Below are 14716 nucleotides of genomic sequence, written 5' to 3' on the forward strand. Positions count from 1 at the left end.
AAATTCCTGATTTTATAGCCATGGTTATCAATTAACTCCTGAGTCGATCTGTGGCTATCGATTAATAACCTCCTGGTCGACTGGCGACCCTGGCCACCCCGGATTCTCCGTGTCCACCATAACGGGACTCGGCATAGCGGATGCCCGCCACAAGATTCGACAATGGGTCATGAATATTGTTATTCATCCCGGGAAGAGCATACTGCCTGAATGTCGAGGGAATGGTCTGCATCAATCCGGTAGAAGGATGCCCGGCGCGGGCGTTTGAGTCCCAGTTGTTAGTACTATTGGGGTTCCAACTGCTTTCCCTCGTAACTATAGTGTTGACGGCTGAGATATTCTGCTCGGTAACAGGCACACCAGCCAAACGTAGAGCCTCTTCAATCATGTCTCTGCGATCGCCGGGAGGCACGTGTCCACCAACAGCCTGCCCATCATAACCACCATGCGCGCCACCACCTCCCTCCACCGACTGCTGCCACCCGTTATGCTCACGATGTCCATGATGATTCTGATGATGCCCACGTCTGGTCATTTCCTCGTAATGTCGACGAAGCTCAGCAGATTCATGAGGTGAGTGACTGGTGCTGACCATCGTGCCGTTGCGATGTCCGTCGTGCTCTTTGTTCTGCTTGTCCTCAGCGACTACACCCCAACCCGGACCATCGCTTCGATCGTCCCGAACAATCTCCTGACCTCTCAACAATCCTCTGCTATGCATGGCATAATTCAAGTGCTTCAAATCCTGTTCGATATTTGCACCATCCCGATGTCGCAGTGAACTGAGTTCAGCGAATACAGGAGCAAAATTACGATCGTTGTGTCGCAAGTGCCGCTCAATATTTTGTTCAGCCTGATCAAGCAATCGGTGACGAGTAGTCTCAGAACGAGAAACCATATCAATGCGAGCGGCATCGTGGTGCAAGTTTTCATATGGGTTGGAAAAATGCAGAGATTGCGTTTGCTCCGCATCATGTGCAGACCTGACGTGCCGATAGACACATGACTCTGGCAAATGCCCGAGCAATTCTCTCCTGTTGAAGTTGGGACCGTGACGTTCACCATGCGCGCCATGTCGCAGCTCCTGGTGCGCCTCACGCGTGTGGTTCTGACTTGTCGATTCGCGGTATTCAAATGCAGTCATACTGAAGCCCTCGGACGATAGCGGCGTAGTAAACAAAACAAGACGAAGGAATCGTACTGCCGGCATTGTCATATTGTTGTTACATGGAAAGTCGAGCAGTGAAATGAGATAGACGAACCTACTCCCGCAGGAATATTCGACCGATCAAATACAATCTGTCATGATAAGTGTGGAGAACTATTGCATGAACGAGAAGCGACTACTTCAGCTTATTCTTACGGCAGCTTCCGTCTCAGGGTTGCTCCCCGCCGCGCTGGCTGAAGGTGGAGCGACTTATACACCTGGCACGGATCAACACCTCGACATGCAACATCAGGTCGGCGCAAAGACTTTCGTTGATTGTGGGCGATCATCAGAAGCAGACCTGGCCGCACATCGAAGCGAGAAAGAGTGGAAACCATCAAAAGAAATTTTGGAACTGATCGGAAAGCCAGCGCCCGAATTCGCTGATGATTTGCAATGGGCCAACTGCAAACCGAAGACAATGAAAGAACTGCGCGGGCATCCTGTCTTTATCAGATTTTGGTACCGCAATTGTGCAATGTGCGATGCAAGCGCAACAGTAATGAACGAATTGCAAAACAAATATGCCAAAGATGGTTTGATTGTGATCGGAATCCATCACTCCAAAACGACCAAGGGAGACAGCATCGAAGAAGTCAGAAAAGCCGCAGAGAGACTTGGCTATAAGTTTCCAATTGCTCTCGACAATTCATGGAATACCCTGGAACGATTTTGGATACACTCTGAACAACGCGCCTATTCATCGGCATCCTTTCTAATCAATCAAGACGGCACCATTGTGTGGGGGCACGATCTCGGTCGACTGGAGAAGGACTCACCGGCAGCGCAATCGCTGTATGAAGCAGTCAATAAACTGATCGGGTTCCACAAATAATTGCTTCTGAATAATAAGTGCAGAGAAAATTCAGCTTAAGTCGCTCATGTCAACTATTCTGGGTGTCATCAGATACGATGGCATAGCCGGCATCGAAATTGTCTGATGGAAGAGTGAAGAAAAACTTTGATCCTTTTCCTAATTGGCTTTCTACGCCAATTTTACCGCCGTGTGATTCAACAATCAGTTTTGATATTGCCAGTCCCAAACCGGAGCCCCCGGCTGACCTGCCTTCTTCGGTTTGCCGGAACTTTTGAAACAATTTAGCCTGGTCTGCCGGTGTCAACCCGCGACCCTGATCAATGACTGCCACCACGACGTTTGTGTCAGTTCGTTTGGTTGTAACCCGAACGGTCGAACCGGCTGGAGCGAATTTGATTGCATTGCCAAGCAAGTTTGTCACCACCTGAAGCATTCTGTTGCGGTCAACGTTTACCTCTTCCTCAATGGCTTCGTTGCTTATCGTGATCTGCTTCATAGTTGCAAGACTGGCGACCATGTCGACAGCATTGTCTGCAATCTCCTTGATATTTTCTCGATTTAAATTCAAAACAAGTTGTCCAACTTCGAGACTCTCGAGTAGAAGCAAATCATTTATCAAATCGACTGAGGTCTGAAGACTCAAATTGATCCTATCGACCTGCTTTTTTCCGCGTTCCATTAGTTCTTTTTGCGTTTCAGTCAAAAGTTGAAGAGCCGCCATCGATGCAGTAAGTGGACTCCTCAAATCGTGCGCCATCATCTGCATAAGCCCGCGGCGGTACTCGGCTGACTCTATAAGCTGCGCGCTGGCTTGATGGATCACGGTGTCCAGTTCGCGCAACTCGTCTGACCCTGTCACCTCTTGCGTGAGCGGCTCATTTTTCGGCAGCATTCGAGCATTTGCCATCAGTACACGAAGTCTTCCGGTTACATCTTTGACGAACAGAAGAATCAACACCAGCGCAACGACAAAGTTCGAGATCAGTCCAGTTAAAACAATAACTTTAACCTGTTCCTCTGCCTGTTCTTCATTCCGGTTTAATACTTCAAGCTGAGCCTGCTGCTCCGCCATCAGGTCCATCAGAATTCTGTCTTTCACCCCAGCTTGCCTGATCAATACTCTCAAAGTGTTGGCTTGATTCATAATGCTTTCATTCTGCAAGTCATCATCGATCGAACCACTCAACTTGGAGAGCAATCGAGAATTTTCGTTTATGGTGGCATCAAGTTTCTTCAAATAACTGGTGATTCGCTCGTCATTATTAGTCAATTCGGCAATAGCGGTTGCTTCCTTTCGAGCCTCATCTTTGAGACGCTGATTCAATCGCAGTTCCTTCTTTCTGCCTGTTGCCGCGAAAGTTCCCAACGTACCGAGTATGTTGACGTGAATGACATTCAGATTGTCGATATGAGTGAGAATCTCAGACTGCTTGTGTTCCTGGTTAACAAGCGTTTTCGCCCGAGCGAGGGCTGAAAAAAGAAGTACGAAAAACACGGTATTGACTGCCAGCGGAATCAGGGCAAGAGCAATACCTTTGTGAATGATTCGTGCTTTGAACATCCACTAATAATACACAGTACATCAGAACATTTGTTTGATTGACAATTTAACCTGAACCTTCAAGTCATCTTACAACGCCCGTTTCGTCACCTTACATCGTTACCCTAACATTCAAGTGCACCTGATGGAGGCGCCCGATGTATAGATATTTACCGCTATCTTTGCCGCTCATTTGTTTATATCTGACCCTGAGTCTTTTTATTCAGCCTGTCCAATCGGCTGAAAAAAGAAATGACTCCGAGTGGCACAATGAAACGTGGAAGCCTGCAGCAGGTCTAACGCAAGTTCCCATCTGGCCGGGCAAAATTCCTGACGCTGTACCAACCAAAGGTCCGGAGGAGATGTCTAACACCGGAGTCTGCGTTGGCAAAGTATCGACGCCAACGATGACTGTGTATCCAGCAAAAGGAAAAAACACTGGTGCCGCTGTCGTTATTTTTCCTGGCGGTGGTTACTGGATTTTGGCGATGGATATTGAGGGAACGGAGGTATGCGACTGGCTGACAGCGAGAGGCGTGACTTGTATACTCCTGAAATATCGGGTGCCGGGAAATATGCTGTATCCGCGCTCGGGCTGCTATCCGAAATCGGCAATGGCATTAGAAGACGCGCAGCGGACCTTGAGACTTGTTCGTTTCAATGCTTCGAAATGGAAGATCGATCCTAACAAAATTGGAGTTCTGGGATTTTCAGCAGGAGGGCATCTGGTTGCCGCAACCAGCACACTCTACGACAAAAAATTATATCCACCTGTAGACGCGGCAGACAAAGTTAGTTGCCGTCCCGACTTTGCTATCGCTCTTTACCCTGGACACCTACTGGAACACACAACCTCAAACTTCCAGCTGAACCCGTACATTCCTATTACGAAACGAACACCGCCAACGTTCATTGTCCAGGCCGAGAATGATCCGGTCGACGATGTAGAAAATTCACTTGTTTACTTCGCTGGACTGAAAAAAGCCGGTGTTCCAGCCGAAATGCACATTTATGCCGATGGCAAACACGCATTCGGATTGAGAAAGACGAACCTTCCTATTACAAGATGGCCGGAACTGGCCGAGACGTGGATGAAAACAATCAAGGTTCTTTAGGTTCGTCAAAATTTCCGACCAGATCATCACCTCGGTACAGGCGAATAGAAGCACTAGATCTGGTGCTCCGCATTAAAAGAGCTGCGGAGGATTCTCAACAACTGTCAGACTCAAAGCATCGGCATGTCGTCGGAATGAAAGAAATACTTGAATTAGGTGCACGCAAGATGCGTGCGCTCCATGAAAGCGCTCCGGACAGGCAACCGGAAGAAATACTTGCATTAGATGCACGCAAGATGCGTGCGCTCCATGGGCGCTTCGGGTAAGATCTGAAGGTTTTCCCGGGCGAGGAATAGGTTAGTGGCTGTCAACAACGAACGGTTACCGGTTTTGATTGTGGGCGCAGGCCCGGTTGGGCTGACAATGGCATTGGCGCTGTCCATCTCCGGCATCAAGTTCCGAATCGTTGACAAAGCGCCACATCGCTCCGATAAATCGAAAGCACTTGGCATACACGCTAGAACGCTTGAACTTCTGGAAACTCTAGGTGTCGTCGATACGTTTTTGAAGAATGGACACATCGTTCACGCCACCAATCTTTTCTGCGGCTCTCAAAAGATCGTACATTTTTCGCTGGACGAAATCCCATCACCATATCCATTCGCTCTGATGGTGCCGCAAAGCGAAACAGAACGACTGCTAGCCGAAGAATTATCTGAGCGCGGTATCGATATCGAGCGCGAAATGGAAGTAACAAATTTCCTTCAAGATGATGACAAAGTCACGACCACTATCAAACATGCCGACGGGAAAGAAGAGACCATTCAGTCAAACTGGCTGATAGGATGCGATGGTGCCCACAGCACTATTCGACATACTCTCGGACTAACCTTCGATGGCGAAACCTATGAAGAAGGATTTGCCACCATCGATTGTTACGTCGATTGGGACAACTCAGATGACGAACTGCACGGCTATGTCTGCGAAGAAGGAATTGTCTTCTTCTTTCCTATGGGCAATCGCCGCTATCGCATTGTCGCCAATTGCCCGCCACATAAAGCCGAAGACCTTTTGACGCTGGAGAAGATGCAGGAACTGGTAAACCACCGTTGCGCAAAGAACATCCCCCTCAGCAACCCGCAGTGGGTGACTTACTTTACGATTAATCGACGCAGTGTCAAACAATACAACGTGGGACGTGCCTTCATATGTGGTGACGCTGCGCATGTTCATAGCCCCGTGATGGGTCAGGGAATGAACACAGGAATGCAAGACGCACTCAATCTGGCCTGGAAGATAGAGCTTGTAGAAAAGGGTATAGCGGCGCGAGAACTGCTTGAGAGTTACAACAATGAACGACATCCGGTCGGTCAAAACCTTCTCAACAGCACGGATGCAATGACGAAACTCGTGACGCTCCGAAGCCCAGTCAGTCAGGAAGTGCGAAATCACCTCATACCCCTCATTGCCAATCAAGACGTTCTGCATGAACGTGCATGCCGGAAAATCTCCATGGTTGGTCTTAACTACCGTGCCAGTTCAATTGTCGGTGAATACAGAGAATCAATCAGTCATGTCTTCCGTCACCCGATTGCAGAAGGTCCTGCATGGCTTGAATTCGGTCACGGACCGCTGCCCGGTGATAGAGCACCAGACGGAGAAGTCCATAGTGCCAATTCGGCCACACCTTCAACACTGTTTGAGCAGACTCGCGGATTCTCACACTTCGCATTGCTGTTTTCCGGACTGCACAAAGATTCCCTGCACGGCATCAACTTAGAAAACGCCATTCAACAAATAAAAGAACGCTACTCAGAATTCATTCGTCCGCTCATAATTGTCAGCGGAGATTCACTCCCTTCCGGTGCAAATGAACAAGGAACTCTGCTGGATAAAGATGGAAGTTTGCATCATAAATATGGTTCCTTCCACAATTGCCTGTATCTGATTAGACCGGACGGTTATGTTGGCTTTCGCTCGCAACCAATAGACCTGGAACAATTGCAGAAACACTTGGATAGCGCTTACTCCTTCCACCCCGGAACTGTGCCGCTGAAGCTTTAATGTTGAACCCGAGTTCAACTATTGACAATCATGCTTCCTCTGTTAGACTGAGGTTGCCCAATTCTAATTAGTAGTTCACAGACGTGCCCTGGCGCTGGAGCGCCCGGATGTGTTTGTTGAGGAAAATCCTCTGATGCCACCACGCTCAGCCAGTCTGGACGCGCCGGTTTCTGGCGCCCTTGATACGTCAAATGCAGCAACGCTTTCGAGCTATGTTCACACGAGCTTGATGTCAGATGCACGCCCGACAGCAACAGCACCACGTACTTTACCAACTCAACTGACTTTTACAGACGACATTTATCCATCGCAAAACGCGAAGTCTGCAATTCTGAAAACCGACCCGAGCAAGATCAGTTTCACTACACCAGCCGAAGACGCGAAGAGCGGAAGACAACCAGATTATTACCTGAACACAGAAGGCAAGCTCGTCAAAAATCCTAATGCGAAGCCAAGCCCTGATGGTTCGGTGAAAATCGAAGTAGAAGGAAACAACTCTGCCAAGCAAGCAAAGCAATATGCAGACCAACTGCAAAAGCAAGCAATCAGCGATCTGATTTCACAGTTTAAGCAAGCCCATCCCGGAGAGAAAGTGCCTGAGATGTGGCAGTCGATTGTCGATGCCCAACCGGATACAAGTTATCCAAACGGTGGCGACAACATGAACAACAACACAGTTACACCACAACAGGAGCAAGCCTACGACTCGGGAGCGAGCCAACCTGCACCCCCAAGCGACAACACACCAACACCACAACCGCAACCCTCCGACCAGAGTTCTGGTGGAGGCGGTGGCGGATCCTCCGGCGGCGGAAGCGACTCCGGCGGCGGAGGCGGTGGCGGTGGTTACAGCGGTGGCGGTGGCGGCGGTGGCGACTCCGGCGGAGGAGGCGGCTATAGCGGAGGAGGCGGAGGTGGTGGCTCCAGCGGAGGAGGCGGAGGTGGTGACTCCGGCGGCGGTGGCGGCGGTAGTTCCGATGCCAGCCCGGCCGGCGGAGGAACTAGTTACGACGGTGCCTCGACCAGCGTAGATCAAAAAACCTTACTAGAAAACGTAAAAATTGTAGCTGAAATCGCAAAGAAAGACGGAGTTGACCCAGCCACTGCTGTAGCAGACATGCTCGTCGAAAGCGGCGGAAACAACAAGGCTATAGGCGATAACGGTCATAGTGTTGGACTCTTTCAACTGAATGATCAAGGCGAGGGAGCTGGTATGTCAGTGGCTGAACGACAGGACCCAACTCGCAACGCCGAAATTGCTCTTTCACACTTTGCTAAAGCAAACTCGGGAGAAGATCCAGGCGTTGTGGCATACAACGCTGAACGCCCCGCCAATCGTTCAGCCTACGTCGCCAAAGTCGACGCCAGCCTGGGCGAAGCACGGAACTTGCTGAAACAGGCAGGCGAAGCTTAGTAAGATCAGCGAAGCGGCAGACTTCGCTGATCTCCTGCTCAAACTTGATCGCTCTTGTGCTTTACCAGATCGATGATATGTTCAAACGACCGATGCTGGATCAAACTCATCGATGATGGTCGGAGTTTTTACGCGGATCTTGTCGTTGGTTGTGATTGTCATTCTGATTGCGAGAGCCTGCATCAGCTTTTGCTCCAGAATTGGAATCCGCTTTAGCATCGCCACCGCGCACATTTACTGTGTTGTAGTTATTGACGATGACATTACCATCGCCACGATTGCCATTTGAATGATTATCTCGATCATCGAATCGACGCGTCGGCTCATAACGCCGATACCCATGATCGTCATCTTTATGACCGAATATGCCTTTCAAAACCACGCCGATATCTATGTTTATGCCACCACCGCGAGGAGGACACGGTTGCTCGATTGGTGGCACTCGTGGTGGGCAGGGGAATTCAATTGGTGGTGCAGGATACCGGACTGGCGGCTCGCAGCGTGGAGGTTCATATCGAGGTGGCTCATACCGTGGTGGTTCATATCTGGGCGGCTCACACGGCGGTGGCTCGCAGCGAACTGGTGGCAGTGGCACCTCGCATGGTTGTAAACGCGGAATCTGATACCGCTCATCGTTGTCGATTCTCGCAACCGAGTTTTGCTCAACCACAACGCGACCCCATCGATCTCGCTCCGTTGTCTGCAAAGAAACTTCCACCGCAGATGGTGCGGCATTGGGCTGACAAAAGTTGCGCAGAGGCGTTATTTCGATATGAGTCATCGCACCTGTAGCATTGGCGATCGCTTTTGTCTCCCCAACGAGAGCCATGAATTGCGTCGGTCCCATGCTGACCAGATCTTCTCGCAAACGAGCACTAGCAGCCATTCGGTCACCATTTTGAAGGAACTTACTGATCACAGTTGCTTCTTGATCGATGGGATCAACTCGCCTGACTTGATCTGGGCAAAAATTCTCGGGCATCTAAAGTCCTCCGTTAGAGAATTCGCAAAGTTATCACGCCGCCAAACAGCACCGCGAGGTTGCGAACAATCTCACTCTATACATTTAAGTCGGGCGCGGGAACTTCCGCAGCTGCTCATCACTTCAATTGAGCAAGTGACTGCATATTAGTTTTTCGGTGTGAGCAAAGTGTGATCAACCAGGGCCGACTATGCGTAATTACACCACTGCCCTACTTCTTATCAGGGTGATTCACTTCGCCACTTTTAACGTGTCTGGTACGCGCCAGTGTGTGCACCATGAAGGCACAATCGATTTCTTCACCATCACGAACCACAGAGACAGTGGCTTCGGCGATGACAAGGCTCCTGCCCACTTTGATAATGCCGCCACGCCCGATCAACTTTTCTCCATTAGCGGGATACAAAAAATTGATTTTAAATTCAGCAGACAAACATTCTTCTTCAGGATGTAAAACGGTATAGGTAGCAAAACCAGATGCTGTATCGGCGACCATAGCAACCATGCCACCATGAAAGAATCCATGCTGTTGTGCAAGACCTTTCGAGAATGGCACATGCACTTCCACTTCTCCCAAACCGACATGCACCAGTTTGCCACCATGAACTTGCATTACGCCTTGATGTGCAAAACTGTCCCTTACCTTCTGCTCGAAATTCGGGTCGAGCACCTTCAGGCTTTTGCGGCGCACTTGCGTTTGAATAGTCATATCGGACTCCCTGATGAAAACAAAAAGTGTACTTCAGCTTAACCATATTTCTGCTTCCCGACGCCAAAACGCTAAGCATTCTTAGTGTTTTGACAACCCATCTTGACTGAGCTTAAGAGCGAGCAGCACAGACACCTGGTAAACTGAGCCTCGGACTGTGGCTAGTCATGTGCGAGAGGTTGAGCCTTGGACGCAAAATCACTTTTTGTTCATGTGCTGGACAAATACAGAACCTGCAAATCGTATTCAGACGAAGGAGAAGTAATAACCACTTCTTCGGACGAAAAGAAACAGCCACCACAACAAATAGCATTCAAGACGTTTTTCGTCCGGCCCAATTACTTCCGCTTTTTCTGGCAAGATGGCTATGGAGACGGTAACACTGTCTGGTGCGACGGTAAAAAATCGCATTTGTATTTTCTCGGCAAGATGGACGAACAAGAGCACTTAAGTGCCGCTATAGCCGGCGCTACTGGAGTGTCGAGCGGCTCTGCGCATACGATTCCACGCATCTTGATGCCCGACCAAATAGCCGGTCGCAGCCTGTCTGACTTTTCATCGATAGAACTGGTAAAGGAACAACTCCGAAACGACGGAGAATTGATTCATCTCCGCGGGCTCTGGGGCACACAAAAGCAGGACATCTGGCTGAATCGCAGCGATATGACCATTGTCAGATTGGAGTACACCAGACATATACAGCCCGTGACAATTTCTCCGCATGAGCTACAGTTGTTCAAAGCGAAATTCAGCCCGGAGCAAGTCGCGGAGCTGGTCAAAATTCAAAGCCAGATGAAGGACTACGACGTAAAGGTGACTTGCGTCTATAACAAAGTCCAATTCGATCAGAACATCCCTCTTGAAATGTTCGATTTCAAACCGAATGCGCGTTCATGAAAAATCACCGGACAGTTATAGAAGTAACTGTCGACCGCTGACGTTTTTAAGTGTCAGCGGTCCTCGCTTGAGGCTGAGCTAGCTAGCTTGTTTGCTGGCCAGGCACTGCTCGCATTTACTTATCAATCTGGTGTATCGCATCTTTAAACCTGTAGCGATACTGGCAACGGTGCCGAAACTGGGGTTACGCTTTCCTCGTTCCACACTGCTCAAAAATGACCGGTCAACACCGGACGCTTCTGACAGCTCTTCCTGGGAAAGTCCCAAACGTTTGCGTCTGAGGGCGATTACTTCGCCCAAGCAACGATATAGTTCCTGATGTGTGTGTTTTCTGTTTGGCATTGTCGAGATCCTCCGCTGTGCTAGACGAACTACTCGCCGTTCGGTTGCAGAGTTTCATAAAGCTCAAAAGCCAAACCCGATGGCAAGTTGCTCAAGAGAGTGCTCGGACATAGAAGTCCCCAAAATATGAATGCATGAGCTTTTCAGAGAACTCTTGAGCTACGCGAGCAATCTGTCCTTAAATCCACCACAAAAGATTAAAATTAGAAATGAGTTCCAGAGTTCAGTGAAAGGCAAATGCAGTTAATACTTCTCGCTCTGGCTCCGAGCCTGTTGTGGCTCTGGTGGTTCTGGTCCACCGGGGGACGACGCCAACCTCTCGACGCTCTTGCACGCGCTTTCGTTTACGGTGCAATAGCAGTTATTCCTGCTTTCAAACTGGAAGGGTTTGGTGGCACCTACATGACGCACAATTTCATGCTTGTGAATTTTCTCGTGATTGGTCCAGTCGAAGAGTTATTCAAATTCATAGCGACATTGATAGCGGTGAAGACATCTACACCAGTGCGGGAAACATCAAATCGCATAGTCGTTGCAGCAGCTGCTGCTCTGGGTTTCGCATTTGCAGAGAACATCGGCTTTTTCGTCAGAATGGATCCGAGCACCATAATTTTGCGAATGCTGGCCACTGTTCCTGCTCACGTGCTGCTCTCAGTGCCATGGGCTGTAGCGTTCGGACGGACGCGCCGATTCACCCCTGGAGCCTGCGCTCTTATCGTTGTAGGTCTCATGCTGTCAAGCTTTCTTCATGGTGCATATGACGCTCTCACATACAGTCTCGGCTCATCTCCTTTTCTCTTGCTGATACTGCTGGCACTATTGAGCGCTGTGCTCTTGCTCCTCTATCGACAGTACATGACAGAAACTGGCGCCCCAACATTCCATATTCATCTATCAGATTTTAAAAAGCCGCTGCAATGGGATTGGGTAGGTTTTATTTTCATGCTCGGTCTGACGGTATCACTCGCCTTAGCACTGCTGGCATTAGTCGATGTGCCTGGTCGGCACGGTGAATATTCCAACTACACACTGGGAGCCGGCATCATCATTGGCTTGTTCTTCACCGGATTTCTAGCCCCGTTTTGCGCACCAAAAGCGAATGTTTCCATGCGAGAAGCCGCCGTTGGGTTGAGCTTGCTTGGCGTTTTCGTCGGGTTCCTCCTGGGCAAAGAAAGCCCCGTCTTTTTAAAGTGGTCATTCGGTTTAGCGGTAATTGGAGCACTCGGCGGTTGGCTCGGGGAGATGCTCCGCCCCAGCAGCCCGGTTGATAGACCGACCAATAAGGCAGTGGAAGACCAGGCAAATGAGTCCTGAGTCCATTTAATAACAACGGACAACCCAGACGATCAGTCGAACAAAGAAGCAATCCACACACTGTTATGTGAGTGTTACTTAAGGCAAGCATACTTTGCACATCCCCAAGAAACGCAACTTTCAGAGCTCAGCGCTGAAGCAATTGCCCAGATCTCTTCAGGAGTTTCTAAAATGCCCAATACAGAAGCAGATTCGATCATTCAAAAAGTGCAAAGCCAGCTAGACACCCACGGTCGCAACGCCGAAGCACACGCATACACGACATTGGTCGATGAACTGCGCGACTACAAAACAAACCATTGCGTCGAACAAACTAACGCATTGAACAAGCAACTGGAAGCATCCGGCATACTGCCCCAGGTAGCTGTGGGTTGGCTGCAAAACGATTATGACAAAATCAATGTCAATCGTGACGATTACGGAATAACAAAAGATGAAATCGCCAGCTACGCTCAAGGCGGCGGTTCCACTAAAGCCGATATCGATGCAATGCTTGCAAATCAACTTCTGACAGCAGATGACAGAGGTCGCTCACAATACGATGACATAGCCAAACGAAACTGGCTGGGCGCAGACCCCGAAACCATCGAAAAAGCCGATCTCAGAGCGTATGACAGACAAGAAACAAGACACAATAAAAGAGAAGAGAAACACGAAAGTGTTCGTGATGCTGCGGCACAACTATTTATGGGCTCACCACCCCTGATGGCAATACTTGATGCCTCACACGACGGAACCTGCGACGGGCGGGTCAGTGAACGAGACATGCGTCGCTTCCTCACAGCCTACGAGGTAAATAACAAAACTGAAAATGCAGGCACCGGACCATACACACCCGAAAACGCTCAATATGTAAGCGACCTGCTAAATGGCAAATATCCTGAATTGACAGGCGAGAATTTCACTGGTTTCAGTGCCCGGGCGTTGGCTCGAAGAGCCGGTCTGGATCACGTAAAAATCAATTCAATCGATGACTACGATCAACTCTCAGCAGTTTATGCCGACAAAACAGCACAAACACAGCGTCCTGAAGAGCCAGTTCAACGAGCTTGTGACGAAGCTCACCCTGAACATGCACCAGTAACAGCAGGAGACGCCCCCGACAGCGCTGTCGATCCGGGAGACGGTCATTCTGAAATATACGGACAGATCGATGAATTGTCGCACTATCGCAAAGGCGAAGGTCAGTGGCACGTCGCTAAACGATTGCTCAACGCAGGAAATGACGAAGGCGAGGCAAGCGCATCGAACCAGGATGTCTGGAAACTGACTATGGATCTCTTATCTGTTGACGGAACAAAATCACTCGACTCCAGAGGTCGCTCTCACCCGGTCGTGCATCCAGGAGACGATGCACCTGTCATTGAAAACATCGATATGCTCAAGGCTAAGAATCCCAGGTTAGCTGAATCCATACAGAAATTGGAAAAGAAGAATGCCGCTAAAACAACTTCTTCACAAGACGCTTCAGATTGTGAGGAGATGTGTGGAGACTAGATCTTGAACAGAACAAACAAGCGCTAACGCAGAAAATGAGAATTTAGCCGAATGGAACCAGGAAGGGCATAGTTATGCTCTTCCTGGCGTTCTACAAGACTGAAGTCTAAGTAAAATTTTCATACACACAGGCTTTTCCGCATGCAATAATCGATTTCAAGATCACCAAAGGGGACACGAGATCCATGCTTAAGTCGATAAGAATCGTCATTGCTCTGGCAGTGACGCTATTGTGTTTTCAAACGAATGCATATGCACAGAAAAAGCCTCTCTGGTACGGAATAGAGCAACAATACTTCAAGGGCAGAACCTCCACCAATGTTCTAGGGTATTTTGTCGAATCAACATGCAACTGGAATCTAGAAGGGCAAAACCGCACCCTGATGTTAATTGCAACGCGTTCAGCCATTGGTAAAGGATGGGATGTCCCAGCCGATGCGGTAGCAGTTGCTGCATCAGTTCTCGACTTTACGACCGTAGATCCAGCCGGACTTAATTGCGATTATCTTGGCGCTCTCGTCTCAAAAGAGCGCGCCGGTAAAATCTTCAAAGACACAACAGATCCGATTTTGCGAGTTGAGTACACTGACATAAACTTCCCCAATAGAAAGTTGTACAAAACCCTCGGTACCAAAACAGGCTATGGACAGGAAGCACTCCTCAATCTGGGAATTTCGCCGGGAACGTGCAAAATCTTGCGATTTGCAGTCATCGTCAAACCCAAAATAAACAAATACATTGATGATTACGGTTTAGCGACGGTATCGAAGATGCAATATCATCAATTTCCTGACGCGAACCGGGACATAAATCATCCAGTAGACATCTTACTGAAAGTTACCCGCGACGAAGGTACAGATCCACTCCTCGCTGTTTAA

13 protein-coding genes and 1 pseudogene are annotated in these 14716 nt (G+C 49.2%); 8 read left to right on the top strand and 6 right to left on the bottom strand.

All coding sequences use genetic code 11. From position 1 onward, the window contains the following. Positions 1-61 precede the first annotated feature (61 nt). Complete coding sequence (locus EKK48_04680; protein RTL44550.1) at positions 62-1216, bottom strand: hypothetical protein; 1155 nt, start codon at positions 1214-1216, stop codon at positions 62-64. Between the two features lie 88 nt (positions 1217-1304). Here EKK48_04680 and EKK48_04685 point away from each other — a divergent pair, with 88 nt between their 5' ends. After that, positions 1305-2042, top strand: coding sequence for a redoxin domain-containing protein (locus tag EKK48_04685; GenBank protein RTL44551.1), 738 nt, complete (start codon positions 1305-1307; stop codon positions 2040-2042). Between the two features lie 49 nt (positions 2043-2091). On the opposite strand, the gene EKK48_04690 is transcribed toward EKK48_04685, so the two are convergent. Continuing rightward, a complete protein-coding gene (locus tag EKK48_04690; protein ID RTL44552.1) occupies positions 2092-3585 on the bottom strand; it encodes a HAMP domain-containing histidine kinase in 1494 nt (497 codons plus the stop codon). 137 nt (positions 3586-3722) lie between these two features. Between EKK48_04690 and EKK48_04695 the strand changes: the two genes are divergently transcribed. After that, positions 3723-4679 (top strand): alpha/beta hydrolase, encoded by a 957-nt coding sequence (locus tag EKK48_04695; GenBank protein RTL44553.1) that lies wholly within the window; start codon positions 3723-3725, stop codon positions 4677-4679. 300 nt (positions 4680-4979) lie between these two features. Then, positions 4980-6683, top strand: coding sequence for a monooxygenase (locus tag EKK48_04700; GenBank protein ID RTL44554.1), 1704 nt, complete (start codon positions 4980-4982; stop codon positions 6681-6683). Positions 6684-7529: 846 nt separating this feature from the next. Here the strand turns inward: EKK48_04700 and EKK48_04705 are convergent. Then, positions 7530-7652, bottom strand: a pseudogene (locus tag EKK48_04705) (iron dicitrate transport regulator FecR). Positions 7653-7743: 91 nt separating this feature from the next. Between EKK48_04705 and EKK48_04710 the strand changes: the two are divergent. Further along, positions 7744-8097 (top strand): hypothetical protein, encoded by a 354-nt coding sequence (locus EKK48_04710; GenBank protein RTL44992.1) that lies wholly within the window; start codon positions 7744-7746, stop codon positions 8095-8097. Positions 8098-8203: 106 nt separating this feature from the next. Here EKK48_04710 and EKK48_04715 read toward each other — a convergent pair whose 3' ends face one another. Together EKK48_04715 and EKK48_04720 are read right to left on the bottom strand one after the other, a co-directional pair. Continuing rightward, positions 8204-9079 carry a hypothetical protein gene (locus EKK48_04715; GenBank protein RTL44555.1) on the bottom strand — a complete coding sequence of 292 codons (876 nt, stop codon included), beginning with the start codon at positions 9077-9079 and terminating at the stop codon, positions 8204-8206. A 211-nt stretch (positions 9080-9290) separates the two neighbouring features. Then, entirely contained in the window at positions 9291-9788 is a 498-nt protein-coding gene (locus EKK48_04720; protein ID RTL44556.1) for a PaaI family thioesterase, read from the bottom strand. Positions 9789-9974: 186 nt separating this feature from the next. On the opposite strand from EKK48_04720, the gene EKK48_04725 reads away from it, so the two are divergent. After that, a complete protein-coding gene (locus EKK48_04725) occupies positions 9975-10685 on the top strand; it encodes a hypothetical protein (protein RTL44557.1) in 711 nt (236 codons plus the stop codon). 78 nt (positions 10686-10763) lie between these two features. Here EKK48_04725 and EKK48_04730 read toward each other — a convergent pair whose 3' ends face one another. Beyond that, positions 10764-11027: an XRE family transcriptional regulator gene (locus tag EKK48_04730; protein RTL44558.1), complete on the bottom strand. Its 264-nt coding sequence runs from the start codon at positions 11025-11027 to the stop codon at positions 10764-10766. A 237-nt stretch (positions 11028-11264) separates the two neighbouring features. On the opposite strand from EKK48_04730, the gene EKK48_04735 reads away from it, so the two are divergent. The 3 genes from EKK48_04735 to EKK48_04745 all read left to right on the top strand — a co-directional run bounded on the left by EKK48_04735 (position 11265) and on the right by EKK48_04745 (position 14716). Next, positions 11265-12341 carry a PrsW family intramembrane metalloprotease gene (locus tag EKK48_04735; GenBank protein ID RTL44559.1) on the top strand — a complete coding sequence of 359 codons (1077 nt, stop codon included), beginning with the start codon at positions 11265-11267 and terminating at the stop codon, positions 12339-12341. A 171-nt stretch (positions 12342-12512) separates the two neighbouring features. Beyond that, on the top strand, positions 12513-13838 hold the full coding sequence (locus tag EKK48_04740) for a hypothetical protein (protein RTL44560.1): 1326 nt from the start codon (positions 12513-12515) through the stop codon (positions 13836-13838). 185 nt (positions 13839-14023) lie between these two features. Then, the gene (locus EKK48_04745; GenBank protein ID RTL44561.1) at positions 14024-14716 is read left to right on the top strand and encodes a hypothetical protein; all 693 of its coding nucleotides are present in this window, start codon (positions 14024-14026) and stop codon (positions 14714-14716) included.

The organism is Candidatus Melainabacteria bacterium, assembly GCA_003963305.1.
Taxonomy (GTDB): domain Bacteria; phylum Cyanobacteriota; class Vampirovibrionia; order Obscuribacterales; family Obscuribacteraceae; genus PALSA-1081.

What these genes read in the sequence shown, in the direction of transcription:
- EKK48_04680 (RTL44550.1), bottom strand. Translation starts at nt 1,216, where the DNA reads ATGACAATGCCGGCAGTACGATTCCTTCGTCTTGTTTTGTTTACTACG.
- EKK48_04685 (RTL44551.1), top strand. Translation starts at nt 1,305, where the DNA reads ATGATAAGTGTGGAGAACTATTGCATGAACGAGAAGCGACTACTTCAG.
- EKK48_04690 (RTL44552.1), bottom strand. Translation starts at nt 3,585, where the DNA reads ATGTTCAAAGCACGAATCATTCACAAAGGTATTGCTCTTGCCCTGATT.
- EKK48_04695 (RTL44553.1), top strand. Translation starts at nt 3,723, where the DNA reads ATGTATAGATATTTACCGCTATCTTTGCCGCTCATTTGTTTATATCTG.
- EKK48_04715 (RTL44555.1), bottom strand. Translation starts at nt 9,079, where the DNA reads ATGCCCGAGAATTTTTGCCCAGATCAAGTCAGGCGAGTTGATCCCATC.
- EKK48_04720 (RTL44556.1), bottom strand. Translation starts at nt 9,788, where the DNA reads ATGACTATTCAAACGCAAGTGCGCCGCAAAAGCCTGAAGGTGCTCGAC.
- EKK48_04730 (RTL44558.1), bottom strand. Translation starts at nt 11,027, where the DNA reads ATGCCAAACAGAAAACACACACATCAGGAACTATATCGTTGCTTGGGC.
- EKK48_04735 (RTL44559.1), top strand. Translation starts at nt 11,265, where the DNA reads ATGCAGTTAATACTTCTCGCTCTGGCTCCGAGCCTGTTGTGGCTCTGG.
- EKK48_04740 (RTL44560.1), top strand. Translation starts at nt 12,513, where the DNA reads ATGCCCAATACAGAAGCAGATTCGATCATTCAAAAAGTGCAAAGCCAG.
- EKK48_04745 (RTL44561.1), top strand. Translation starts at nt 14,024, where the DNA reads ATGCTTAAGTCGATAAGAATCGTCATTGCTCTGGCAGTGACGCTATTG.